Annotated in this window: 23 protein-coding genes and 1 pseudogene; 5 read left to right on the plus strand and 19 right to left on the minus strand. The window is 59.4% G+C overall.

What is annotated here, in order from left to right; translation table 11 throughout:
• Positions 1 to 28: 28 nt before the first annotated feature.
• The 12 genes and pseudogenes from TQ39_RS07105 to TQ39_RS21600 form a co-directional block, all read right to left on the minus strand.
• On the minus strand, positions 29 to 760 hold the full coding sequence (locus tag TQ39_RS07105) for an MBL fold metallo-hydrolase (RefSeq protein WP_050005028.1): 732 nt from the start codon (positions 758 to 760) through the stop codon (positions 29 to 31).
• Positions 761 to 775: 15 nt separating this feature from the next.
• Positions 776 to 1,462 carry an MgtC/SapB family protein gene (locus tag TQ39_RS07110; RefSeq protein ID WP_050005029.1) on the minus strand — a complete coding sequence of 229 codons (687 nt, stop codon included), beginning with the start codon at positions 1,460 to 1,462 and terminating at the stop codon, positions 776 to 778.
• 109 nt (positions 1,463 to 1,571) lie between these two features.
• Complete coding sequence (locus TQ39_RS07115; protein WP_050005051.1) at positions 1,572 to 3,590, minus strand: DUF6259 domain-containing protein; 2,019 nt, start codon at positions 3,588 to 3,590, stop codon at positions 1,572 to 1,574.
• A 10-nt stretch (positions 3,591 to 3,600) separates the two neighbouring features.
• On the minus strand, positions 3,601 to 4,341 hold the full coding sequence (locus TQ39_RS07120; RefSeq protein ID WP_050005030.1) for a sugar isomerase domain-containing protein: 741 nt from the start codon (positions 4,339 to 4,341) through the stop codon (positions 3,601 to 3,603).
• On the minus strand, positions 4,328 to 5,302 hold the full coding sequence (locus tag TQ39_RS07125) for an N-acetylglucosamine kinase (protein ID WP_158555337.1): 975 nt from the start codon (positions 5,300 to 5,302) through the stop codon (positions 4,328 to 4,330). Before TQ39_RS07125 ends, TQ39_RS07120 begins: the two co-directional genes overlap by 14 nt.
• A 7-nt stretch (positions 5,303 to 5,309) precedes the next feature.
• Positions 5,310 to 6,062 (minus strand): SIS domain-containing protein, encoded by a 753-nt coding sequence (locus TQ39_RS07130; protein WP_009324931.1) that lies wholly within the window; start codon positions 6,060 to 6,062, stop codon positions 5,310 to 5,312.
• 58 nt (positions 6,063 to 6,120) lie between these two features.
• Positions 6,121 to 7,431 (minus strand): ABC transporter substrate-binding protein, encoded by a 1,311-nt coding sequence (locus TQ39_RS07135; RefSeq protein WP_050005032.1) that lies wholly within the window; start codon positions 7,429 to 7,431, stop codon positions 6,121 to 6,123.
• Between the two features lie 66 nt (positions 7,432 to 7,497).
• Positions 7,498 to 8,199, minus strand: coding sequence for a carbohydrate ABC transporter permease (locus TQ39_RS07140; RefSeq protein WP_050005033.1), 702 nt, complete (start codon positions 8,197 to 8,199; stop codon positions 7,498 to 7,500).
• Between the two features lie 163 nt (positions 8,200 to 8,362).
• Positions 8,363 to 9,286, minus strand: a complete 924-nt coding sequence (locus TQ39_RS07145) for a carbohydrate ABC transporter permease (protein ID WP_009324934.1) — start codon at positions 9,284 to 9,286, stop codon at positions 8,363 to 8,365.
• A gap of 128 nt (positions 9,287 to 9,414) precedes the next feature.
• Positions 9,415 to 10,134, minus strand: coding sequence for a GntR family transcriptional regulator (locus TQ39_RS07150; RefSeq protein ID WP_009324935.1), 720 nt, complete (start codon positions 10,132 to 10,134; stop codon positions 9,415 to 9,417).
• Between the two features lie 204 nt (positions 10,135 to 10,338).
• On the minus strand, positions 10,339 to 10,986 hold the full coding sequence (locus tag TQ39_RS07155) for an oligosaccharide flippase family protein (RefSeq protein WP_082052157.1): 648 nt from the start codon (positions 10,984 to 10,986) through the stop codon (positions 10,339 to 10,341).
• Between the two features lie 167 nt (positions 10,987 to 11,153).
• Positions 11,154 to 12,038, minus strand: a pseudogene (locus TQ39_RS21600) (oligosaccharide flippase family protein); the annotation flags it as partial.
• Between TQ39_RS21600 and TQ39_RS07165 the strand changes: the two are divergent.
• Both TQ39_RS07165 and TQ39_RS07170 read left to right on the plus strand, forming a co-directional pair.
• Complete coding sequence (locus TQ39_RS07165; protein ID WP_009324937.1) at positions 12,024 to 12,365, plus strand: DUF1622 domain-containing protein; 342 nt, start codon at positions 12,024 to 12,026, stop codon at positions 12,363 to 12,365. The pseudogene TQ39_RS21600 and the gene TQ39_RS07165 sit on opposite strands and share 15 nt — an antisense overlap.
• 5 nt (positions 12,366 to 12,370) lie before the next feature.
• Positions 12,371 to 13,174: a purine-nucleoside phosphorylase gene (locus tag TQ39_RS07170; protein ID WP_050005052.1), complete on the plus strand. Its 804-nt coding sequence runs from the start codon at positions 12,371 to 12,373 to the stop codon at positions 13,172 to 13,174.
• Positions 13,175 to 13,290: 116 nt separating this feature from the next.
• Here the strand turns inward: TQ39_RS07170 and TQ39_RS07175 are convergent, their stop codons facing one another.
• Both TQ39_RS07175 and TQ39_RS07180 read right to left on the minus strand, forming a co-directional pair.
• Entirely contained in the window at positions 13,291 to 13,836 is a 546-nt protein-coding gene (locus TQ39_RS07175; RefSeq protein WP_009324939.1) for an HD domain-containing protein, read from the minus strand.
• Between the two features lie 42 nt (positions 13,837 to 13,878).
• Positions 13,879 to 14,460, minus strand: a complete 582-nt coding sequence (locus TQ39_RS07180) for a putative ABC transporter permease (protein WP_050005053.1) — start codon at positions 14,458 to 14,460, stop codon at positions 13,879 to 13,881.
• 665 nt (positions 14,461 to 15,125) lie between these two features.
• On the opposite strand from TQ39_RS07180, the gene TQ39_RS07190 reads away from it, so the two are divergent.
• Positions 15,126 to 15,959 carry an Mrp/NBP35 family ATP-binding protein gene (locus TQ39_RS07190; protein WP_009324941.1) on the plus strand — a complete coding sequence of 278 codons (834 nt, stop codon included), beginning with the start codon at positions 15,126 to 15,128 and terminating at the stop codon, positions 15,957 to 15,959.
• An 18-nt stretch (positions 15,960 to 15,977) separates the two neighbouring features.
• Positions 15,978 to 16,403 carry a large-conductance mechanosensitive channel protein MscL gene (gene mscL, locus TQ39_RS07195; RefSeq protein WP_050005038.1) on the plus strand — a complete coding sequence of 142 codons (426 nt, stop codon included), beginning with the start codon at positions 15,978 to 15,980 and terminating at the stop codon, positions 16,401 to 16,403.
• A gap of 180 nt (positions 16,404 to 16,583) precedes the next feature.
• Here the strand turns inward: mscL and TQ39_RS07200 are convergent, their stop codons facing one another.
• The 5 genes from TQ39_RS07200 to TQ39_RS07220 form a co-directional block, all read right to left on the minus strand.
• Complete coding sequence (locus TQ39_RS07200) at positions 16,584 to 17,390, minus strand: ABC transporter ATP-binding protein (protein ID WP_040910391.1); 807 nt, start codon at positions 17,388 to 17,390, stop codon at positions 16,584 to 16,586.
• A 1-nt stretch (position 17,391) separates the two neighbouring features.
• A complete protein-coding gene (locus TQ39_RS07205) occupies positions 17,392 to 18,294 on the minus strand; it encodes an ABC transporter permease (RefSeq protein ID WP_050005054.1) in 903 nt (300 codons plus the stop codon).
• Between the two features lie 126 nt (positions 18,295 to 18,420).
• The gene (locus TQ39_RS07210; RefSeq protein ID WP_050005039.1) at positions 18,421 to 19,437 is read right to left on the minus strand and encodes an ABC transporter substrate-binding protein; all 1,017 of its coding nucleotides are present in this window, start codon (positions 19,435 to 19,437) and stop codon (positions 18,421 to 18,423) included.
• 25 nt (positions 19,438 to 19,462) lie between these two features.
• Positions 19,463 to 20,485: an ABC transporter substrate-binding protein gene (locus TQ39_RS07215; RefSeq protein WP_009324946.1), complete on the minus strand. Its 1,023-nt coding sequence runs from the start codon at positions 20,483 to 20,485 to the stop codon at positions 19,463 to 19,465.
• A gap of 529 nt (positions 20,486 to 21,014) precedes the next feature.
• Positions 21,015 to 21,413 (minus strand): TM2 domain-containing protein, encoded by a 399-nt coding sequence (locus TQ39_RS07220; protein WP_050005040.1) that lies wholly within the window; start codon positions 21,411 to 21,413, stop codon positions 21,015 to 21,017.
• A gap of 103 nt (positions 21,414 to 21,516) precedes the next feature.
• On the opposite strand from TQ39_RS07220, the gene TQ39_RS07225 reads away from it, so the two are divergent.
• Positions 21,517 to 21,723, plus strand: coding sequence for a helix-turn-helix domain-containing protein (locus TQ39_RS07225; RefSeq protein WP_050005041.1), 207 nt, complete (start codon positions 21,517 to 21,519; stop codon positions 21,721 to 21,723).
• Positions 21,724 to 21,896 lie beyond the last annotated feature (173 nt).

Genomic DNA, 21,896 nt, shown 5'->3' on the forward strand with positions numbered 1-21,896 from the left:
TTCGAGGCCGTACACGCGGCCGTCCCCTTTAATCCACCTCCCAGGTCTTGCCTATGGCTGTCAGTTCTGCGCGTTCAAAGCATGCGCGGGCCTCCCGCAGGACAGTCTGCGCCTGCGGTGTATGGTAGTGCGTCAGCAACAGGCGCTTTGCTCCGTTTTCCGCAGCCAGACGCCCCGCCGTGGCGGCGCGCAGGTGATGTCCCTCTTCCGCACACGGCCCTTCCGTCAGCGTCGCCTCGCACAAAAACAGGTCCGCGCCCGCGGCGACGCGCGCAAGCTGCGGACACACACCCGCGTCGCCCGAATAGGCCAGCGTCCTTCCCTCCGCCTTCAACCGAACGCCATAGGATTCGACCAGATGCACCGTGCCGATAAACTCCAGCGCCGCATCCCCCATCCGGAACCGCAGCCCGTCCTCAATAACATGCGGCTCAAACACATCGTTGGTGCACAGCTCGGCCCGTGCCCACGCCGGAAGGCGCGGCGTGAGCAGAGGTATCCTGGGGATGGCCTCGCCGCAGGCCCGCCGGGACTCGAGCTGATATTTCGCGCAGAACAGGTCTCCGAAATGATCAAAATGCAGATGGCTGATGGCGATCAGGTCAAGCGCGGCGAGATCGACGTCTTTCTGCAGCTTGGCAAGGCTCCCGTTCCCCATATCGAGCAATATCCTTCTGCCTTCCGCCTCGATCAAAAAACAGGAGCAAGCGCCGTCCGCCTCCGGGCAGGTGGCGTTATTTCCATATACGGTCATACGCATGCGCAGCCTCTCCTTTCATATATCCACGTAGGTAACTTCTTCCAGTGCCGCCAATTGCGCGCCCAGGCGCTCCTGCGCAAGGCCGGGCGGCAGCCGCACAAAAAGCTCGTAATGCACGCCGCTGCGCTTGTGGCTCGCCTCCAGGTTTATCACCTGCACCTGCATCTCATCCAGGGCCGCCAGCGCCTGCCGCAGACCGGACGGGCCCGGCTGCGTGCGCAGGCACACAGCCGTACATCCGGGCGCGCGCGTCCAGCGGTAATCCCGGTGCAGCATCAGCTGCGTAAGAACGACGAGCGCCGTGGAAAAAAGAGACACCGCGTAAAGCCCGCAGCCCACCGCCATCCCGATGCCTGCCGTCGTCCAGATGCCCGCAGCCGTTGTAAGGCCGGTAAGCGTCCTGTGCCGCATGAATATCATTCCCGCGCCCAGAAAGCCGACCCCGCTCACGATCTGGGCCGCAATACGCGTGGGATCTGCCTTGATGCCCTCGGCAAACAGTGCAAGGTCAAAAAAACCGTATTTGGAAACGATGGTGATAAGCGCCGCGCCCAACGCTACGATCAGATGCGTGCGCACGCCCGCTTCCTTCAGGCGGGCTTTGCGCTCAAAGCCGATCACAAGCCCGCACAGCGCGGCCAGAAAAATACGCAGCAGGCATTCCCCAAAAAGTGTCGCAGGCATATTTCCGGTAAAAGACAATCCATTCAGCTCCTCTCACAGACGAAAAGGCTCCCGTTGCCCGGCACATGCCGGAAATGGGAGCCTTGTGTATCTTCCCGCCGCCGGAACGAGTACAGATGAACCATTCTCACCGGTCGAACAGGACGCCGCATATCTGTCCCGGCTGCAAAGCCAGCAGCAGAGCATCCCCGTCCCGCCGTACACCGGGCGCATCCCCGTCCGGGGCTTTCACTGTACAGGCTCCGTCCGCAGCCGTGCCGTGCACCGTCAGCATGCAGGGCGCGCCGGTGTCATTGGCCGCCACCACCATTCCGCGCCCGTCCGCAAGCTGCCAGCAGGCCGCATAGCAGAAGTCCGGCACAGGCGCCAGCCAGGCGTCGTCCAAAAAGCGCGCTTCCTTGAGCAGCGGCTGCAGTTCCCTGCGGAACCGCGCCATCTTCCTGCCATAGATATGATATTCGCCGTCCTGCGGACGCATGCGGGTGGTAATGCCCATCCACAGCACGCTGCCCAATGTAACGGCACGGTGCATATCGCGGTAGAACCACAGGCGCTGGTCGCGATCTTCCGTCTCCCAGCCGCGGGGGTTCACCATATTCACCTGCACGAATTCCGGGAACGTATATTTGAACACATTGTAATATTCATCATATTCCGCGCCGTTCCAGGTCAGGTTGCCCCAGGTATAGCTGCCATAGATATCGCCGCAGTTCTCTGTCATGATATACGCATTGGGGTTGTGCTTTCGCAGACGGCGCAGCAGCTCGCGCAGCACATACACATAGCCGTTGTTGAATTCACCGATATTTTCGTGGCTGTGTTCCGCACAGTAGCATGCGAAAGGCTCTGCAGAAGCCAGCTGGTCCAGGTAAATGCCGTCACAGCCGTAGGCTTTGACGCAGAATTCCGCAGTGTCCAGCAGGTAATCCCGCCAGAGTGTGTCGGACGGGCAGTTCACCGTGAAATGCTCCGGCCCGTAGGTCTCACGGTACGGCTCGCCCTTTTCGTTGCGGACGGCCATTTTTTCGCCCACGGTCTTGTGGAAATCCGACTTCACGTCAAAAATCCGTGCGTTGATGTACAGCGTGGAAAACCCGCCGTGCTCCCGCACGTATTCCAGCCCGCGCCGGAATTCCATCGCGCTTCCCAGCTCCATGTCCGGATAATATTCCGGGTAGAACGAGTCGAAGCCCGTACGGTTCCAGCTTGCCAGAAACATGTGGCGCACGCCCCAGGCCGCGCCTTCTTCGTACATCTGCGGGATGTCGCGGAACGTATGCTCGATATTGCCTGTGCGCTTGAAATTGTAGCATTGGTTGAGCGCACATTCGTCCGCCAAAAACGCCGGATTGTGGTCGAAATCCAAATAGGGCGCGATATACGCGCGGTAAAGCTGCGCGCCGTAATGCCAGTCCTTCGTGGTGACGGCCAGAATATATTCCCCTGTTTCATAGCTTTCCCCGGGACGGACGCGGTAATGCTTGCGGAAGCCAAAGGCCATCCACGGATCTTCGGCGCTTCCGCTTGTTTCGGCTATGACGCCCGTCACGGGGAAGCGCGCGTCATGGCTGCCGATGTACAGGCCGTTTTCGGCGTCGTAATAGTACATCCAGCTCATGGACGCAAGGCCGCAGTAGTTGATCTCGCGGCGGTAGATGTCCCCGAACGCAACGCTGCTGGCGCGCCAGAAATCTTTTTTATTCACACCGTAGCCCATTACCGGGTTGCGCGTGCGCTCGCCCGCGTGATGCGGGTAGATGATGGCGTCATCGGCGTAGTCCTCGCCCAGATAGACGCCGCCGATGTGCGGCATCAGTACCTCCACAACATCCGCCGCACTGTGGTTCTCCATCCGGGCACGGATGCACAGACGGTCGTTTTCCGCCGTACAGCGCACAGTCATACCAATGGGCAGACCGCCGAACTCCGTATAGGATATCTCCAGAAAGCCTGCTCCTGCACTCATCCCCGGTACGCCGGGCAGCAGCTTTTTCTTTTCTCCGTCCGCCAGCGCGTACAGCTCCACCAGAGGGCCGCGGGGCGCGGCTTTGATATAATCGTCCCCTGTCGCAAGGTTTACAAGGCTGACGAAATTGTTTGCCTCCGGCGCAAACCGGGCGCGGAAAGCGTTTGTTTTCAGTTCCATGACAGGCCCCTCAAAAACCGTATTTTTCATAATTTTCCAACGCCTCGCCGTTGATGCGCGCCGCGTCCGGCATATGGTTCGAGATATACACACTGGGCTTAAGGCCTTTTTCCAGCAGTTTTTCCACCACCGTGCTCTGCACCGCCCACATCAGGTAGCTGGCGCTGATGCCGCTGGCCGGGCAGATGCGCTGGCCCAGCGCCGGCACATCCACCAGCGTGTCGCCGTAATTGGTGCAGTTGTCCAGACAGTAGGTGCATGCCTCAAACAGGCGCTTGCCGCTGGGGTGCTTGCCGGTAAGATGCCCCGAATATTCCACCGATGTGACAGCCACGGTCGCGCAGCCCATTTCATTCGCCTTCAGCGCCAGATCCACGGGAAAATACTGGTAACCGGAAACGGAGCCGATCATAATAACGTCGTCCGGCAGCACGTTAGCACGGCCCAGCACGTAATCGGCAAAGCCGGGAATGGTGTCGTAGCCCACGATGCCCCGCGCAGGCGCGGGCCGGTGCCGCACCGGGTTCTGTATCTCGCAGGTGATGCGGATGGGCTTTACCGCCATCATGCCGCCTGTTCGGCCCACGCCCTCAAACATCAGCATATGGCCGGTGTCCATAATATGCCACGCGCCGCCGCGGGCAAGGCGCTCCGCGATCTCTGCCGAAGCCTCCAGCACGGCCTCCCGCTGGGTCTGCTCCACCTTTTCCAGAACGCCCTTCATTGCACCGAAATATTCATCCATCAACATGTGCTTCACCCATCTTTTCTTTCATCAGATTTTCCGCGACGCCGGGTGCCGTGATATCCACGCCCGCGCTCTCGCTCAACACACAAAGCGCCGCGCCCACCACCGGGCTGTACTTTGCCGGCTGGTATACGCACTGGGGCACCAGATGTTCCAGCGCCCGGCGGAAGCGTCCGGTGAACAGCTCTCCCATGCGCGCCACGCCGCCCGTGAGCGCCACAGGCAGGCCGTCCGCGTCCAGCTGCCCGGCCACCGTCGCAGCCAGGCGCGCCAGCGCACAGGCCGCTTCATCCAGCACCGCGCATGCATTTGCATCCCCCTCCCGGGCCGACCGTTCCACAGCATAGCTCAGCCGCGCCACATGTCTGCGCGTAAAATCGGGCCGGTATGCCGCGTCGCGAATGGACAGAACATCCGGCATGCCCAGCATTTCCAGCACGTTTTTTTCCAGAAGCGTGCCGGTCACATGCGTGTCGTGCAGCAGCGCCAGACGCGACAGGCACAAAACGCCTATATGATATCCGCTGCCTTCGTCGCTGAACAGCGGGCCCCAGCCGCCCGCTGTGGCCGTGCGTCCCGCTTTGTCCCGCCCGGTGGCAAAAGAGCCTGTACCGCTGAGCACGGCGATGCCGCAGGGCGCGCCCAGCGCCGCATAAAAAGCGTTCTTTTCATCGCCCAGCTGCCGGACGTTCCCGCTCCCCAAAAGAGTCTCTAGTTCCGGCAGCGCGGGCCGGAAGCCGGGGATGAACAACACGAATTCCCGCACCTGCGCGGGCGCGGCCCCCGCCTGCGCCAGACATTCCATAACGCCCGCATAGACGGTATGCGCCGCTTCGGCCGGAGGCACAAAATTTGCGTTCGCGCCTGCGCCCTGCGCGCGGCCCCGCACACGTCCTGTTTTTTCAAACAGCAGGAAATCCGTCTTTGTTCCCCCGCCGTCGCACACCAGATACAAACCGTTCACCTCATCCTCAGCACAGCGCTTTGATACGGCCCTGATACGCCGCCACCGCGCTGGTATTGTATTCGTCGCCGCCGGGCAGATTGGCGCTGCACAGGACCGGCGGCATCCGCCCCTGCGCAAGATACAGGTTTTCGATCTTCAGTACGATGCGCTGCGCGATGAACAGGCTTCCGAAGGTGGACGCGCCGCCTGTGATCTGCTGGGTGCCGGGGATCGTGAGCAGCCCGTCGCCTCTGGGCGCATGGTTGTCGATGACGATATCGCTCACTTCATACAGGCGCTTTCCCTCCGGCGCGCGGGAGGCAAGCGTGCGGGATATTTTCTTCGAGGTAACGCACACCACCGTCAGCCCCCGTTCCTTTGCGTACAAAGCCGCTTCCACCGGCACCGTGTTGATGCCCGTATTGGAGGAAATGAGGATCGTGTCGCCCGCGCGCAGCCCCGCCTTGCCCAGCACCTCGGCCGCTTTGCCGGGCATGCGCTCCATATGTGTGCTGGTGATCGCACCGGTATGAAGCATCAGCTCGTCCGAGAGGATGGGATTCACCGGTACGAGCCCTCCGCTGCGGTAGAACATCTCCTCCACGATCATGTGGGAATGGCCCGTGGAAAACACGTGCAGCAGGCCGCCGCCGTCTATGGACGCATACGCCGCTCGGGCGGCTGCGTCCATGGCCGCGCCTTCCTCCTGCTCGATCTGTGCCAGCATCGTATATATTTTATCCAAATATGTATCGTCCGGCAATTGTTTTGCGGTCATCCTTGACCTTCCTTCCTGAAAAAGGGCGGCGGAAACCGCCGCCCTTTCCCCCATTGCTTTATTTGCTCAAAATCGGAGCCGCCTGTTCATCCACGCGCTGTGCAAACTCCTCCGGCGAGACGGCGCCGGCCCACAGGGACTCGCATTCCTTCTGGAACATATTCTGGAACTCCGAGCCGTTCAGGTTCGTGGGATACGGCACGGCCGTCTCCAGGGCCTGTACGAAATACTTGTTGTACGGCGTTTTCGCCTCGAATTCCGTGGTATCCACCATCGTGGAGGCAGGCAGGCCGTAGTTCATATCCAAAGCGATCTGCTGGCCCTCCTTGCCGGAGAGGAACTCCACCACGCGCCAGGAAAGCTCGGGATTTCTGGCGGTCTTGGGAATGACCCAGGTGTTCACAAACGAGGACGTTTTGCTGACGCCGTCCACATAGGGCATGGGCAGCACGGTATACTCAGTGCCGTTTGCGTCAAACGTAGAGGCGGTGGAAAGCGCGCCGATCTGCATGGCCACCTTATTGGCCATAAAGGGGGCGAACTCGCTGTCACCGAACTGCGCGGCCTGCGTGGCCGACGGACACACCTTGTAGGTATTGTACAGGTCATACATGAACTGAACGGCCTTCTGGGTGTTTTCGTCGGTGGAAAGCACGCTCGCCTTGCCGTCCTCACTGTACAGCTCACCGCCGAACGCCGCGATCATGGCGAAGGTCTGGTCGGTATAATTCTTCCAGTAATAACCCCACTGGGCGTCCGCGCCGCTGCCCTTGGTGAGCTGCTTGGCGATCTCGACGAACTCGTCCATCGTCCAGGTATCGGCCGGGATCTCGATGCCGGCGTCTTCAAACATCTTGGTATTGAGATACATGACCTTCGGGGTAACGTCGCGGGCCGCGGCATACATGGTGCCGTTCACGGTCAGGGCGTCCTTCACCACGGGGTACAGAGCGTCCTTATACTCCTGGCTGGCCAAATCGTCCAGCGGAAGCAGCATACCGTTCAGCGCATAGCGGGGCACCTGGTCCATGGCCAGCATCATCACGTCGGGGATCTCGCCGCCGGCCAGCTTTGTGACCATTGTATCGGCGTATTTGCTGGGAATGGTAACGAATTCCAGCTTGATATCCGGATTCGCCGCTTCAAAATCCTGCTGCATCTTCTGCAAATGTTCAAACTTCGTCACGTCCCACCAGGTATAGACCTTCAGTGTGGTGGGGTCGGCCGGGGCCGTGGGCTCGGAGCCGGAAGCCGGAGCGCTGCCGGACGCAGCGGGCGCCGAGGACGGCGCACCGCCGCAGGCGGCCAGCGAAAACACAAACGCCAGTGCAAGAACAAGTGACAGAACTTTGCTAATTGACTTTTTCATGTTGATCCTCCATTGTATGATTTGATATGTCACGGCGCGGCGCGCCGTTCATTCCGAAAAGAGACATCATTTACCGCCAAAGCCCGAATTCATGGTAGAGGCCATGAACTGCTTTTGGAAGATGAGGAACACAATGACGATGGGCACGATGCTGAGGGACGCGCCCGCCAGAAGCACGGCCCAGTTGGGTTCCCACTCCTTCAGGTATTTCAGGCCCACGGTCAGCGTCAGCTTGTCGTAGTCGTTGATCACCAGCATCGGCCACAGGAACGCGTTCCACACACTGCGGAACGACAGGATGGCCGTCGTGGCAATGGCCGGCTTCGCATTTGGCAGCACGATGCGGAAAAACACGCCCAGCCGCGTACAGCCGTCGATGATGGCGGCGTTTTCCAAGTCCTTGGGAATACTGAGGAAAAACTGGCGGAAGAAAAAAATGTTGAACGCATTGGCGCCCGTGAACATATTCGTCAGGAACAGCGCCGCATATGTATTGATGAGCTTCATATCCACAACGATCTTATAGTTGGGGATGAGGGTGACGTGGCTGGGGATCATCATCGTGGCGATGAACGCAAGAAACAAAATGTTCCTGCCGCGGAACTCCAGCCGCGTGAGCGCATATGCCGTGAGAGAGGCGACCGCGATCATACAAAGAGGCATCGCGACGGACAAAAACACCGAATTGACCGTAAACTTATCAAAGGGCAGCACCTGGAACAGGCGCTCGTAGTTCTCCATCGTGAACGGCCTGGGCCACAGGTCCAACGGATTACCGCCGTAAAGCTGCTCCGAGGATTTGAAAGAGGAGAGAGCAGCGACCAGACGAAAGGATAGATCATGATGACGCTGAGGGCGACCATGAAGATGTGGTATACGGTGTTGCCCACGGTCTTGCGCGCGGACATGCCAAGCTGCGGTTTTTTCATGCTCATTCACCCCCCTGTTCATGGCGGAAGCGGTATTGGATCAGCGTCACCACCATGATAATGGCAAAGAATATCCACGCCAGCGCCGACGCATAGCCCATGTTGTAGTTGGTAAAGCCCTGCTCATAGATATAGTACATGATGGTGCTGGTGGAGCCGAGCGGCCCGCCCTGCGTCATTACGAAAATGGATTCAAACATGTTGAACGCCTCGATCACCAGCAGGATGGCTACCACAAACGTTGTATTGGAGAGCATCGGCACCGTAATGCGGATAAATTTCTGCCATCCTGTGGCGCCGTCCACATCCGCGGCTTCGTACAATGTCTCCGGGATGGTCTGCAGCCCGGCAAGGAACATCAGCATATAATAACCGCTCATCTGCCACACGCGCATGATAACGAGCGCGGGCTTGCTCCAGGCCGGGTCGCCCAGCCACAGCGGCACATCATTCAGGCCGATGGCAGTGAGAATGTTGTTCAGGATGCCCATGTCCGGGTTGAAGATCCACAGCCACACCATGCTCACCGCGACGGTGGACGTGATGCTGGGCAGGAACAGAGCTACACGGTAGCCCTTTGTCAGCCTGCCCGCCTTTTTGTTGATGAGGATGGCCAGCAGCAGCGACACCACCAGCACAATGGGCACCAGCGCAACAACAAAATAGAACGTATTGCCGAAATACGGGTAAAAGTACTGGTCGTCCGTGAACGCCTTGACGTAGTTCTGCAGGCCCAGCCAGTTCGGCTTGCTGAGCAGGTTGTAATCGGTGAAGGATAAGTACAGCGAATACAGGATAGAACCGAAGGTGAAAATGCTGAACCCGATGAGCGCCGGTGAGACAAACAGCCAGCCCGTGCAGGCCTCGCGCCGTTTCAGGTTGAACCTGCGCCGTCCGCCGCGCTCTGATCTACTTTTTTCCGTCATGAACCTCTGCCTTTCCTCATTTGATTTAAGCTGCAACAAGACAAGTTGTCATATTGTTATAACAATACCGTTCAAAAAATTTTTCGCGGGCGCAGCCCAGCCGCAGGCGGGGCAGGCCCAGCGAAAGTTTACTTTTCCAGAGTGACGTTAAAGATATATTTATCCCCTCGGTAAATGGAATCCACATATTCAAAGGGCGCGCCGTCCATACCGTACGTAGTGCGGGAGATGCACAGCACCGGCATTCCTGTTTTGATTTTCAGCAGCTTCGCATCATGGGAGCTGGCCGCTCCGGCCTGGATACTCTGCACTGCCTTGCTGCATTCGCAGCCGTATTGCTCCTTGAGCAGTGCGTACAAAGATTTGCTCAGATCCTGCGTTTCAATGCCCGCGAAACGGTAAAAAGGCATATGGACCTTCTCCACAGCCATGGGGACGCCGTCCGCGCAGCGGATGCGCGTTAGGAAATAGATCTTCTGGGTGACGTCGATGTTCAGCGCCTTTGCCACCGCCTCCGTGGGCAGCATCAGGCTCTGTTCCACAAGGATGGTGGACGGCTCCAGCCCCAGACTGCGCATCTCGTCGCTGAAGCCGATCAGGTGATTGAGCTGCATTCCCGCCTTCTTGGATGCGACAAAGCTGCCCTTTCCCTGCACTTTGTAAATATATCCCGCCTGTGCCAGGCCGTCCAAAGCCTGGCGCACCGTGATGCGGCTCACGCTGAACAGCGCGCCGATGGCCTCTTCCGTGGGCATCTGCTGCCCCTCCGACAGCTTGCCCGCGTCGATCATTCCCTGATAATAATTGATAATCTGCAAGTACCTGGGTACCGCTTTCACCAAAGGCACCTCTTTCCCTCCCGGCAGGCATTCCGCCGCCGGGCGCTGCAAGGCCGCCTGTAGGATGTTGTTGGCCGCCTTGTTGTTATGACAACATAATAATCCTTTTCCAGTCTTCCGTCAACCATTTTTTCAGCTTTCTCCATCTTATCCAAACTTTGCGCGCAAGAATCGGCATTTTACACAGCCGCGGCGTCCTTTCCTGCATCCGCATCACACGGACGAATCCCTCTCCCCCGCCTTCTTCCGGGTGCGCCTGACGATAAAGTCTCCCGGCCCGGCGCAGCCTGTAAGCCAGATGAACAGCGCGTAAATAACGCTGGTGAATACCGCTCCCAAAACAGCCCAGGCCAGAAGCGGCAGGCCCAGCCGCTGCGTCAGCGGCTGCAGCACGAACCGGCACGCCGCGCCCGCGCACAAAAACGAGAACACCGGTTTTATCACCCAACGCAGCCATTGCACACGCAGCCCTGTAACATGCAGCAGGCGGTGCAGGTTCAGCAGGCTCGTCAGCAAATTGCTCACCAGCATCACAAACAAAAAGCCCTGCATGCCGAAGCGCGGCAGCAGCAGGTAGATCAACGCGATGCGCACAACCGAATCCAGCGCCGTATAACGAAAGGAGGAGAGCTGCTCCCCCAGCCCTTTCAGGATGCCGTCCACCATGCTCTCCATATACATAAAGGGCATCAGCGGCCCCAGTATCGACAGATAAAAACCGATCTCCTCGCTCTGGTACAGCACCAGGCCGATCTCCTTTGCAAACTGGGTGAACAGGCCGCCGGCCAGAAACGAAAGCACCAGCGTGATGAGCATGACACGGTTGACCAGATGTTCCAGCGCCGCGCGCCTGTTCTGCACATGCGCCTCGGTGATCTCCGGCAGCAGCAGCGTAGAAAGCGTGGCCAGAAATGAAAACGGAAAAAAATCACCGGCATGGCCATGCCTTTCAGCGCGCCGTACTGGCTGAGCGCTGTTTCGCGGCTGAGCGTATACAGCGCAAGGCAGCCGGGCACCATTACATTTTCAACGGTGCGCAGCACGCTCGTCATATACTGGTTCGCAGCAATGGGCGCTATGATATCCCACAGCTGCCGTCCCAGCCCCTGCACCGGACGCTTTGCGTTACGGGGCACGTCCCTCAGCTCACGCCGGTAGCACCATTCCATATATACCCAGCTCGCAGCCTCGCTGACCGTATTGCCCACGACCACGGCCGCGCAGGCCGTTCCGATGCCCTGCGGTACGGCAGAATCAATGAGCAGCGCCACCACGCCGATGCGCACGACCTGCTCGAAGATCTGCGCGCGGGAATTCGGCCCCACCTTGCGCCGCGCCATGAAAAACCCCCGCAGACATGCCGAAACCGCCATAAACGGCAAACTGGGCGCCAAAATGCGCAGCGAGAGCGCGGCCCGCGCATCCTCCAGCCACCAGTCCGCTGCAAGCCCCGCTCCAGTGAACAGCAGCGCGGCCGCAGCCGCGCCAAGCCCAAGCCCCAGCGCCAGTGTGCGGCGCATGGCTGCGCGCACATTGGCGGGGTCGTCGGTGGCCAGCAGTTCCGCCGAAAGACGCGTGGCCGCCACCGAAAGCCCCGCCGTAGCCAGGGTGACGGCCATTGTGTAGACCGTGTAGATCAACTGGTACAGGCCCATGCCCTCGGCGCCGATACGCGCCGCGATATAAATGCGGAAGAACATGCCTGCGGCACGCAGCAGCAGGCCTGTTCCCGTCAGAATGGCCGCGTTTTTCAAATAGCTTTGGCGCGCCATGCGTCCACGCCCCTTTCCCTTTTTTATGTATACGGACCCGGACGGGAAAGTATGTGCGGCGCGTATTGCCTTTTTGCCGGGACATCCTGTATACTGGTAGACAGGAATTTGGAAAGGAGACGCAACATGGACTTGGAACATTTGATCGAGCTCATCCTGCCGCCCATCATCGGCGTGCTGGAGATGATGGGCATTTTTGTGGTGGCAGTGTCGGCAGTGCGGGCCTTTGCGGAATATCTGGGCAATACCTTTCTGCACCGGCATTACGCGCTGCAGTTCGAGCTTGCCGACGGCCTTGCCACCGGGCTGGAATTTAAAATGGCCGCCGAGATCTTAAAGACCGTTCTGGTACGGGAGATGAGCGAGCTGCTCATTCTGGGCGCGGTCATCATCCTGCGCGCGCTGCTCAGCCTGCTGATTCACTTCGAGCTGAAAAGCAGCCAGACGCGAACGGAGGAAAAGCCTTGAAGGAAATGATCCAAAACGCGGTAGATGCCATCCGCGCCGTGGCCGGCGCACGCCCGTCGGTGGGCCTGATCCTGGGCAGCGGGCTGGGCGGTCTGGCCGATGTGCTGGAGGATGCGTCTTTTGTGGAATACGCCTCCATTCCCGGCTTTCCCGTTTCCACCGCGCCGGGGCACGCGGGACGTTTTGTGCTGGGCCGTCTGGCCGGGCACGGCGTCGTGTGCATGCAGGGGCGTTTTCATTTTTATGAGGGACATCCCATGTCCCACATCGCCGCGCCCGTCCGTGTGATGAAAGCGCTGGGTGTGGAAACGCTGCTGGTGACAAATGCCTGCGGCGGCGTGAACCTCGATTTCCAGGTGGGCGACCTGATGGTCATTGACGACCACATCAATTTTATGGGCGCCAACCCGCTCACCGGCCCCAACGATGCGGGCTTCGGCCCGCGCTTCTGTGATATGACCTACGCCTATACGCCCGCTCTGCGCCGTCTGGCAGACGAGGTGGCCGCCGCGCAGGGCGTTGCACTGCGCCACGGAGTATATCTGGGCTATATGGGCCCCAGCTACGAAACTCCGGCGGAGATCCGTGCGTTCCGCGTGCTGGGCGCGGACGCCGTGGGAATGTCCACGGTGCCGGAGGTCATCGTCGCCAGCCACTGCGGGCTGCCTGTGCTGGCCATCAGCCTCGTCACCAATATGGCCGCGGGCGTGCTGGAAAAGAAGCTGGACGAAAACGAGGTCATCGAGACGGCCGCTACCCGCGCAAAGGTGCTGGAGCGCCTGGTCACGGGAATCGTGGAGCGCCTGTGAGCCGCCCGGAGCAAAACGGCATGCGGAGCTGCTCCCGACGCCTCGCGGTCCGCTCCCTCAAAGCCGTTAATCCAAACCGCAAAACGGCCCGGGCGCACATAAAAAGGCTTTGCCGCTCACTGCGCGGCAAAGCCTTTTTTCAAATCAGCCGTCAGCTCCTGGTATTCCATCAGCTCCATCACGGGCTTGTGGAACGTCTCCATCAGGCTGCAGTATTTGTCGAACATCACAATCACATACGCCTCGCGGTATTTGGGCGGTGTGACCGTCAGCGGCCACATATGCCGCAGGATGATATTCTTTTCCCTGTCCGTAAGGCTGAACAGACGCTGGGCGTTCTCCAGCGCGCGCCGCGGATGTGTCAGCCCGTGAAAATAATTGCCCGTTTCCTTTGCGTGGAAGTGCCAGTCGTACAGAAAAAGGTCGTGCAGCAGCCCGGCGCGGGCGGCGGCGCGGGCCTGCCATCCATGGTCCCTGCAATACAGGTAGCTGAGATACGAAACATTGATGCTGTGGCGCAGGCACGAGGTCTCGCCGTGCTGGGTGTACGCCTCCATGGAACGCACCAGCGGATGTTCCAGAATATCCTGTACCAGAGCCAGGTATTCCGGATCTCTGGGTACCGTGATGGAGCACACGGTTTCCTTGCTGCGGTAGATCATTTCTAAAAAATCCCCTTTGTGTGAAGGTCGGCGCCGCGCTTTTCAGCGGGCGGCGCGGCCGGGCACGGGCTCGGCCTCTGTGGAAGTATGCGCATTCTGATACGCCTGATACGCGCTGACGGCAAAATCCACCGCATAGGCGCATACCAGCAGAAATGCGGCCGCCAAACCGACACGGTCCGGAATGAGCAGGACAGCGCGGAACACCAGCCGGTGCAGAAACGCAAACAGCAGAAGGGCGATGAACCCCCAGCCCAGCGTGCTTTCCAGGCACAGAATCCCCTTATAATTGAACGGCTTATTGGTGTAATCCCACCAGAAGGTGCCGAACAGGCGCAGCATCAGCCGCGCGGTGAGGTATTCGAACAGCGTTGCCAAAACGGCGCCCACAAGATAGAGCAACACATAATTGCCGGAGAACGGACGCAGCAGCGCAAAGCCGAGCATTGCGCCGAAGCCGTAGATGATACAGAACGGCAGATGCGCAAAGCCGCGGTTCTCCCACCGGCCCTTCTCCCGGCGTATGACGATGCACTCCATCACCCAGCCCAAAAAGCTGTAAAGGAAGAATGCGTTGATCAGCACATGGGGCGCCACAGGTGCGGTATAAAAAATCGTACCCACGTTGTCCATCCTTTCTGTTTTGCGGCATGTGGCCGCGATCGCTAATATTACATCATGCCGCCGCAAAGCGGCCGCAACAAAACCGCGCCTGCTGCGGTTTTGCATGGTTCAATGCTCTCCAGCCCATGCGCGAAAGCGCAACAGCGCACGAAGTGCGCGTGGCCGCGCAAGCGGCGGGCGTGAGGTTATTGTACCATATTTCTAAGCTCGCACTTCGCGTACCGCTCGTGCTCACTAAGAAACATGGTATCTATGCCGCTAAGCTCATGCTTCGCCTGCGGCTCGCATTTGCTAACCGGACATATTATACCATGATGCCGATGCCGCGAAGCGGCCTCAACAAAACCGCATTCACTGCGGTTTTGCATGGTTCAATGCTCTCAAGCCCATGCGCGAAAGCGCAACAGCGCACGAAGTGCGCGCAGCCGCGCAAGCGGCGGGCCTGAGGTTATTATACTATATTTCTAAGCTCGCACTTCGCGTACCGCTCGTACTCATTAAGAAACATGGTATCTATGCCGCTAAACTCATGCTTCGCCTGCGGCTCGCATTCGCTAACCGGACATATTATACCGTATATTTCCCTGTCCCGCAACCAAAGCCACGGCTTGACACCCTCTTTGCGCGAACCTATAATGAAGGTACCACCCGGAAGGAGAATGACAATGAGCGAAAATTGTACGCACAATTGCGAGACCTGCGGCGAAAACTGCGCCTCGCGCAAAACAAACCCCGCGGATTTCCGCGAACCGCCCCACGCGCTGAGCAGTATTAAAAAAGTGATCGGCGTCGTCAGCGGCAAGGGCGGCGTCGGCAAGAGCATGACATCCGCCATGCTGGCCGTGCTGCTGAACCGCCGCGGCTATAAGACCGGCGTGCTGGACGCCGACATCACCGGCCCCAGCATCCCTAAGCTGTTCGGTATCCATGGCCGCGCCCATGCGGACGAAGTGGGCTGCTATCCCGTACAGAGCCGCACAGGCATCGACGTGATGAGCGTGAACCTGCTGCTGGAGCACGAAAGCGACCCTGTCGTGTGGCGCGGGCCCATCATTGCGGGCACCGTCAAGCAGTTCTGGCAGGAGGTCATCTGGAAGGATGTGGATTTCCTGTTTGTGGACATGCCCCCGGGCACGGGCGACGTACCGCTGACGGTGTTCCAGACGCTGCCGGTGGACGGCATCGTCGTAGTGGCCAGCCCGCAGGAGTTGGTGAGCCTGATTGTCGCCAAGGCCGTGAACATGGCCAATATGATGAACATTCCCGTGCTGGGCCTTGTGGAAAACATGAGCTATGTCCTGTGCCCGGACTGCGGCAAAAAAATCGACGTGTTCGGCGAGAGCCACGTTGCCGAGACAGCCGCCGAGTTCGGCGTTCCGGTGCTGGCCCGCATCCCCATCGACCCGCAGCTTGCCAGGCAGGCCGATCTCGGTGTGATCGAATCCTTTGAGGGCGACATGCTGGACGGCGCGGCTGACGCCATCGAAAAGCTGCTGTAACAGGCAAAGGAGGCAAGCATGAAAAAATTTCTCACCGAGTTCAAGGAGTTTGCGGTGCGCGGCAACGTCATCGACATGGCTGTCGGCATCGTCATCGGCGGCGCGTTCAGCAAGATCGTGACCGCGCTCGTCAATATGGTGATGTCCGTTGTGGGCCTGTTCACCAGCGCGGTGAACCTGAGCGAGCTCGCCGTTACGCTGCAGCGGGCCGGCGAAGAAGCGCCTTACTTTTCCCTGCCCTACGGCGCTTTTCTGCAGAGCGTGCTGGAATTCATCATTCTGGCGCTGTGCGTGTTCTGCGCGCTGAAGGTCATCAACCGCTTCAAGCGCAAGAAAGCGGAAGAGGTCGTGGAGGCTGCCGCAGCGGCGGAGCCCTCCAAGGAAGAAACGCTCCTGGCCGAGATCCGCGACCTGCTGAAAGCGCAGGCCGAAACCGGCAAATGAGCCTTCTGTTTATAATACGAGAAAAAGCGTCCGGAGACTTCATCTTCGGACGCCTTTTTATTGCTTTGTAACAAAAAACACCTTAGCGGCCGCGGGCCGGGGACGGCCCACATGGTCTAAAAAATAGTCTGCGGCTATTTTTATACGATTTAATTTTTTCACAAATACCGGCCGCAGACTTTACTCCCTGTCGCTGAGCAGGATGCGGTCGTTGTCCAGCTCTTTGCCCGCGCTCGTACGGAATTTCTCCAGCAGCGCGTCCACCGTCATGCCCGCGCGCTCCTCCCCCGCAAGGTCCAGCACGATGCGGCCCGCATCCATCATAATGGTGCGGTTGCCAAGCTCCAGCGCGGAGCGGATGTTGTGGGTGATCATCATGCATGTAATGTTGTTTTCCGCCACGATGCTCCTGGTCAGCTCCAGCACCTTTTCTGCGGTGGAGGGGTCCAGCGCGGCGGTGTGCTCGTCCAGCAAAAGCAGCTTGGGCGTAACAAGGGTTGCCATCAGCAGCGTCAGCGCCTGGCGCTGTCCGCCGGAAAGCAAGCCCACCGGGCTTTTCAGCCGGTCCTCCAGGCCCAGGCCCAGAGCGGCCAGCCGCTCGCGGAAATACTCCCTGTCCTTTTTCGACACCGTGCCGAAAGGCGAACGCGTGCGCACAGAGCGCAGATACGCCAGCGCCAGGTTTTCCTCGATGGTCATGTGGGGCGCGGTCCCCTTGAGCGGGTCCTGAAACAGACGGCCCAGGTGGTTGGAGCGCTTATATTCCGGCAGGAACGTCATATCCTCTCCGTCCAGGATAACGCGGCCCTCGTCTACATAGAACACGCCCGCAACAGCGTTGAACAGCGTGGATTTGCCCGCGCCGTTTCCGCCGATGATGGTGACGAAATCTCCGGAGGCCAGTGTGAGGGAAAGATCCTCCACAGCCTTTTTTTCATTGATCGTGCCCGCGCCGAAGGTCTTGGAGATATGACGCAGTTCCAGCATTTCAGACATTGCGGTTCGCCTCCCTGCGTTTTCTGTAAAAGAGCACCTTGTCCCGGATGGCCGGGTACGAAATAGCCGCCGCCACGATGAGCGCCGAAACCAGCTTCATGTTTTTTGCGTCGATGTTCACCGCGATGGCCGCCGCCACGATGATGCGGTATACCACAGCGCCCACAGTTGCCGCCAGCACGCCTTTTGCCAGCGCGTGGGGCCCGCCGCGGCCGAACAGCACCTCGCCGATGATCAGGCTGGCCAGCCCGATGACTACCATGCCCGTACCCAGCGTATTGTCAGCAAATTTCTGATACTGGGCGATGAGCGCACCTGAAAGCGCCACCACGGCGTTGGAAAGGCACAGGCCCACGGTGGTGGTGAACGCCGGGTTGATGGACGATGCGGACACCATGTCCCGGTTGTCGCCCGTGGCCCGCAGAGACAGGCCCAGCTGCGTGCGCAGAAACAGCACCAGCAGCACGCACAGCACGGCGGTGATGGCCGCGGCCTGCAGCAGGCTTCCGAAGCCGCCCGGCATGGCCTCGGCGGCCGTAAAGATAGTCTTTTCCTTAAAGAAATTGATATTCGGCTTTCCCATCACCATCAGGTTGACGGAATACAGCGCCGTCATGGTGATGATACCCGCCAGAATAGGCTGCACGCCCAGCTTCGTCTGCAAAAGCGCGGTGACAAACCCCGCCAGTGCGCCGCAGAAAAATGCCAGCACCACGCCCAGCAGCGGCTGGCCCTGCACAGTAAACACAGCCGATACAGCCGCGCCCAGCGTGAAGGTGCCGTCAGTGGTGAGGTCCGCGATGTCCAGCGTACGGAACGAGATATACAGGCCCAGCGCGACAAGGGCATAAATAAAGCCCTGCTCCACGGCGCCCTGCAAAACAAGCAAGCTCATGGTCGTTTCCCCTTTTGTATGTATTTTCCGGAACAAGGCGGCGCGGAGCGGCATTTAAAGGCCGCTCCGTTCCGCCGCGGGCCGCAGCGCGGCCCGTTTTTTCAATTGCAGCATATTCAGCGAGTGTCACTGCACGTACCGGCTCACATCCACACCCAGCGCAGCCGCGGTATCCCCGTTGACCACGACGGAGGACTCATTCACCAGCTCCACCGGGATATCCGCGATGGGCGTGCCCTCCAGCACTCTGCACACCATGTCTGCCGTCTGGCCGCCCAGCACGGTATAATTGATGCCCACAGTGGCAAGGCCGCCGTCCCGCACCATGCTGTCCGCAGTGGGATACACCGGAAGCCCTGCCGCAATAGCCTCCTGCGCCAGCACGGGCAGCGCGCTGGCCACCGTGTTGTCGTTGGGGATGAACAGCGCGTCCACGCCCTTTGCAATGACGCCCCGCGCGGCCTGCTGCACCTCGCCCGAGGATGCGACCGTCACTTCCTCATAGGCGAGGCCCCGCGCATCCAGAAAGGCCTTTGCTTTTTCAATGATGGACTGGCTGTTGACCTCGCCTTCATTGTATATAAAGCCGTAGGTCCCGATGCCGGGCGTCAGCTCGTCCGCCAAAGCGAATATTTTTGCGACATCAATGCCGTTGGAAACACCCGTGATATTGCCCGTCGTCCGGTCAAAAGCATCCACCAGTCCGGCCGCGACAGGGTCAGCCACCGCGCTGAACACAATGGGCACATCCTGCGCTGCCGCAGCCGCGCCCTGGGCCGCACCCGTAGCAATGGGCACGATCACATCAACGCCCTGTGCGGCAAACTGCTCCGCGATGGTGCGGATGGCTGTGGGATCTCCCTGTGCGTTTTTATAAACGACCTCCACCGTATAGCCGCCCGCAGCCGCGCCCCGGGCAAGGCCCGCCTCAACGGCCTCCCGGATCTCGTCCAGAGAGGTGTGTTCCATCTGCTGGAGGATGCCCACGGTATAGGCCTTTCCGGCCTGCATACCGGAATCCGCACCAGAAGAGGGCTTCGCCGTGTAGGAAACGGATATACCGGAGGAAGCCCCGCCCGCGCAGCCTGCCAGAGGCAGGCACAGCACAAGGGTGAGCAGTGCGGCGCATATTCTGTTTTTCATTGCAGTGTCCCTTTCCGCGTGCAGCTTACCGGGCGTACTTGCTGACGTCCACGCCGATGGCGGCGGCGGTCTCTTCATTCACCACAACGGCGTTCTCCTTTAATACCTCCACAGGCACTTCGCAGACGGGCGTGCCCGTCAGGACCTTCAGCAGCATGTCGGCCGTCTGGGTGCCCAGGTTGGTGTAGTTGACGCCCACGGTGGCAAGGCCGCCGTCGTTCACCATGCTGTCGGCCGCCACATACACGGGCTTTCCGGCCTTGATGGCCTCGTCCGCCAGCACACCCATGGCGCTGGCCACCGTGTTGTCGATGGGCGCAAAGATTGCGTCGCATTTGGAAAGCAGCGTCTGTGCCGCTGTCTGCACGTCTCCGGTGCTGGCAACGCTGGCCTCGGTGTAGCTGATGCCCTGGGCGTCCAGATAGGCCTTTGTCTCGTCGATTACGGAAACGCTGTTCACCTCGCCGGTGTTGTAGATGAGGCCGAAGCTCTCGGCGTCGGGCGTAAGCTCGGCGGCAAGCTCGAAGATTTTTTCAACGGGGATCGCGTCGGAGGTACCCGTGATGTTTCCCTCGGGCGCCTCCAGGTTTTCCACAAGACCTGCGGCGGCAGGGTCCGTCACGGCGCTGAAGATCACGGGAATATCGGTGCCGGCCACCGCGGTGGCCGCGCCCTGCGCGGCCGGAGTTGCGATAGCCACAATGGCGTCCACCTTGTTGCCCACAAACTGCTGGCAGATGGTGTTGATGGTGCTGGTGTCACCCTGGGCGTTCTGGTAATCGACATTCACTTTTACGCCGTATTCCGCCCCTTTGGCCTCCAGCCCGGCTTCGATGGCCGTGCGGATCTCGTCCAGAGAAGCGTGCTCCATCAGCTGGATCAGCCCGATGTTGACTTCTTTCAGCGAAGCTCCGGAAACGGAACCGGAACCGGACGCGGAGGCCGCAGCCGGGACAGAACCGGAGGAGGACGAACCGCCGCAGGCGGTGAGCGCGCCAAGCGCGAAAACGGCGGACAGGGCAAGTGCTGCAAGCTTCTTCATTTTCATGGTCAAAAACCTCTTTCAAAATTCAGTTTGAGCGGCGCGGACGCGTCGCCGGGCATACGGGCGTACAAGGCTTCGTTTCACCATCGCCATCGCAGCCGCTGGGTGTGTTTTGAAAGCAGATTCGGTTTTTTCTTCATTGGGAACCCCTCCTGCGCCGGGCCGGCGCAAATAAAAAAGCGCCTGCCCTTGCTGTTCACAAGGACAGGCGCTGAAACTGCACCTGCGGTACCACCTTGATTGCCGCTCAAACAGCGGCCGCCTCTGCGAAGATGCCAACACATCCTCTGCCCTGTAACGCGAGCACGCGTCAGAAGCTACTGGGCTTTGCGCCTTTCACCCTGCCCTCGGCGGTCCATTTGCCGTTCCGCTTCCGGCCCCACTTCCAGCAACGGGGGCTCTCTTTGCGTGCGCTTACGGCTTTATCTCCGCTTCATCGGTTTGGTAGTATTAAACACCAAACCGGCAAAAATGTCAAGCGGTTTCCGCAAAATTTTTTTAAAACATTTTAACGCGATAAAGCGGCGCCGCTCTAAACATAATACGAGTTAGGTTTTGTGAGCAGAACGATAAGGTCGACAAACCATCCGATCCCAAAAAGGCCCAACGTAAACAGATAAAGTACGCCCATCCCGACCTTTCCCTCGTAAAATTTGTGCGCGCCAAAGTAACCCAAAAGCAGACACAGAACAAACGCCGTCCATTTGTTTTTTGCCCTTGCCCCTACACCGGCAACCACTGCCGCCGCTGTATTGGTGTTCATATTGGTATTCTGAATAACGACCTGCGGCTGTGCCGCGCCGGCCAGCTCCTCCACCTGCCTGCCGCAATGCGTACACATTACCGCATCCTGAGGGATCGTACCGCCGCAGTGCTTGCAAAACTTTGTTTTGGCCTGCGTCTGTCCAGACGTATTTGCTTCTACTTCCATTTTCAATGCCTCCTCCAGTGTTTGCCCTTGTTTTACACCACATGTAGTGTACAGTCAATACACTTAATCAGGTGTAGCCTAAAATGGGCGCGGAGGTGTTTGCGTGAAAACTTATGTAGACATCATACGCGAGCTTCGGGAAGACCGGGATTTGACCCAAAAAGAGGTAGCCCAATACCTCGGCACAACGCAACAGGTATATTCCCGTTATGAAAACGGGGAAAACGAGTTGCCCGTCCGTCACCTGATTGCCCTGTGCCGCTATTATCATGTCAGCGCCGACTATCTTCTCGGGCTGGAGCCGTTCTGAGCGTGCGCTGTGCAAGCGGGCCGCGCCGCATTCTTTTTCAGAATGCGGCGCGGCCCGCTTCTATTTGAATTCAGCGTACACGCAGGCTTTCCCGGTAAGCCGCCGGGCCGCTCTCGTACAGGTTTTCGCCCCGGCTGTCGATGACGACCGTCAGCGGCATATCCCGCACGCAC

Origin of the sequence: Ruthenibacterium lactatiformans, from assembly GCF_000949455.1 — a bacterium.
Classification (GTDB): domain Bacteria; phylum Bacillota; class Clostridia; order Oscillospirales; family Ruminococcaceae; genus Ruthenibacterium; species Ruthenibacterium lactatiformans.

What these genes read in the sequence shown, in the direction of transcription:
- TQ39_RS07105 (WP_050005028.1), bottom strand. Translation starts at nt 760, where the DNA reads ATGCGTATGACCGTATATGGAAATAACGCCACCTGCCCGGAGGCGGAC.
- TQ39_RS07115 (WP_050005051.1), bottom strand. Translation starts at nt 3,590, where the DNA reads ATGGAACTGAAAACAAACGCTTTCCGCGCCCGGTTTGCGCCGGAGGCA.
- TQ39_RS07120 (WP_050005030.1), bottom strand. Translation starts at nt 4,341, where the DNA reads ATGTTGATGGATGAATATTTCGGTGCAATGAAGGGCGTTCTGGAAAAG.
- TQ39_RS07130 (WP_009324931.1), bottom strand. Translation starts at nt 6,062, where the DNA reads ATGACCGCAAAACAATTGCCGGACGATACATATTTGGATAAAATATAT.
- TQ39_RS07135 (WP_050005032.1), bottom strand. Translation starts at nt 7,431, where the DNA reads ATGAAAAAGTCAATTAGCAAAGTTCTGTCACTTGTTCTTGCACTGGCG.
- TQ39_RS07145 (WP_009324934.1), bottom strand. Translation starts at nt 9,286, where the DNA reads ATGACGGAAAAAAGTAGATCAGAGCGCGGCGGACGGCGCAGGTTCAAC.
- TQ39_RS07165 (WP_009324937.1), top strand. Translation starts at nt 12,024, where the DNA reads ATGGACTTGGAACATTTGATCGAGCTCATCCTGCCGCCCATCATCGGC.
- TQ39_RS07170 (WP_050005052.1), top strand. Translation starts at nt 12,371, where the DNA reads ATGATCCAAAACGCGGTAGATGCCATCCGCGCCGTGGCCGGCGCACGC.
- TQ39_RS07175 (WP_009324939.1), bottom strand. Translation starts at nt 13,836, where the DNA reads ATGATCTACCGCAGCAAGGAAACCGTGTGCTCCATCACGGTACCCAGA.
- TQ39_RS07190 (WP_009324941.1), top strand. Translation starts at nt 15,126, where the DNA reads ATGAGCGAAAATTGTACGCACAATTGCGAGACCTGCGGCGAAAACTGC.
- mscL (WP_050005038.1), top strand. Translation starts at nt 15,978, where the DNA reads ATGAAAAAATTTCTCACCGAGTTCAAGGAGTTTGCGGTGCGCGGCAAC.
- TQ39_RS07200 (WP_040910391.1), bottom strand. Translation starts at nt 17,390, where the DNA reads ATGCTGGAACTGCGTCATATCTCCAAGACCTTCGGCGCGGGCACGATC.
- TQ39_RS07205 (WP_050005054.1), bottom strand. Translation starts at nt 18,294, where the DNA reads ATGAGCTTGCTTGTTTTGCAGGGCGCCGTGGAGCAGGGCTTTATTTAT.
- TQ39_RS07210 (WP_050005039.1), bottom strand. Translation starts at nt 19,437, where the DNA reads ATGAAAAACAGAATATGCGCCGCACTGCTCACCCTTGTGCTGTGCCTG.
- TQ39_RS07215 (WP_009324946.1), bottom strand. Translation starts at nt 20,485, where the DNA reads ATGAAAATGAAGAAGCTTGCAGCACTTGCCCTGTCCGCCGTTTTCGCG.
- TQ39_RS07220 (WP_050005040.1), bottom strand. Translation starts at nt 21,413, where the DNA reads ATGGAAGTAGAAGCAAATACGTCTGGACAGACGCAGGCCAAAACAAAG.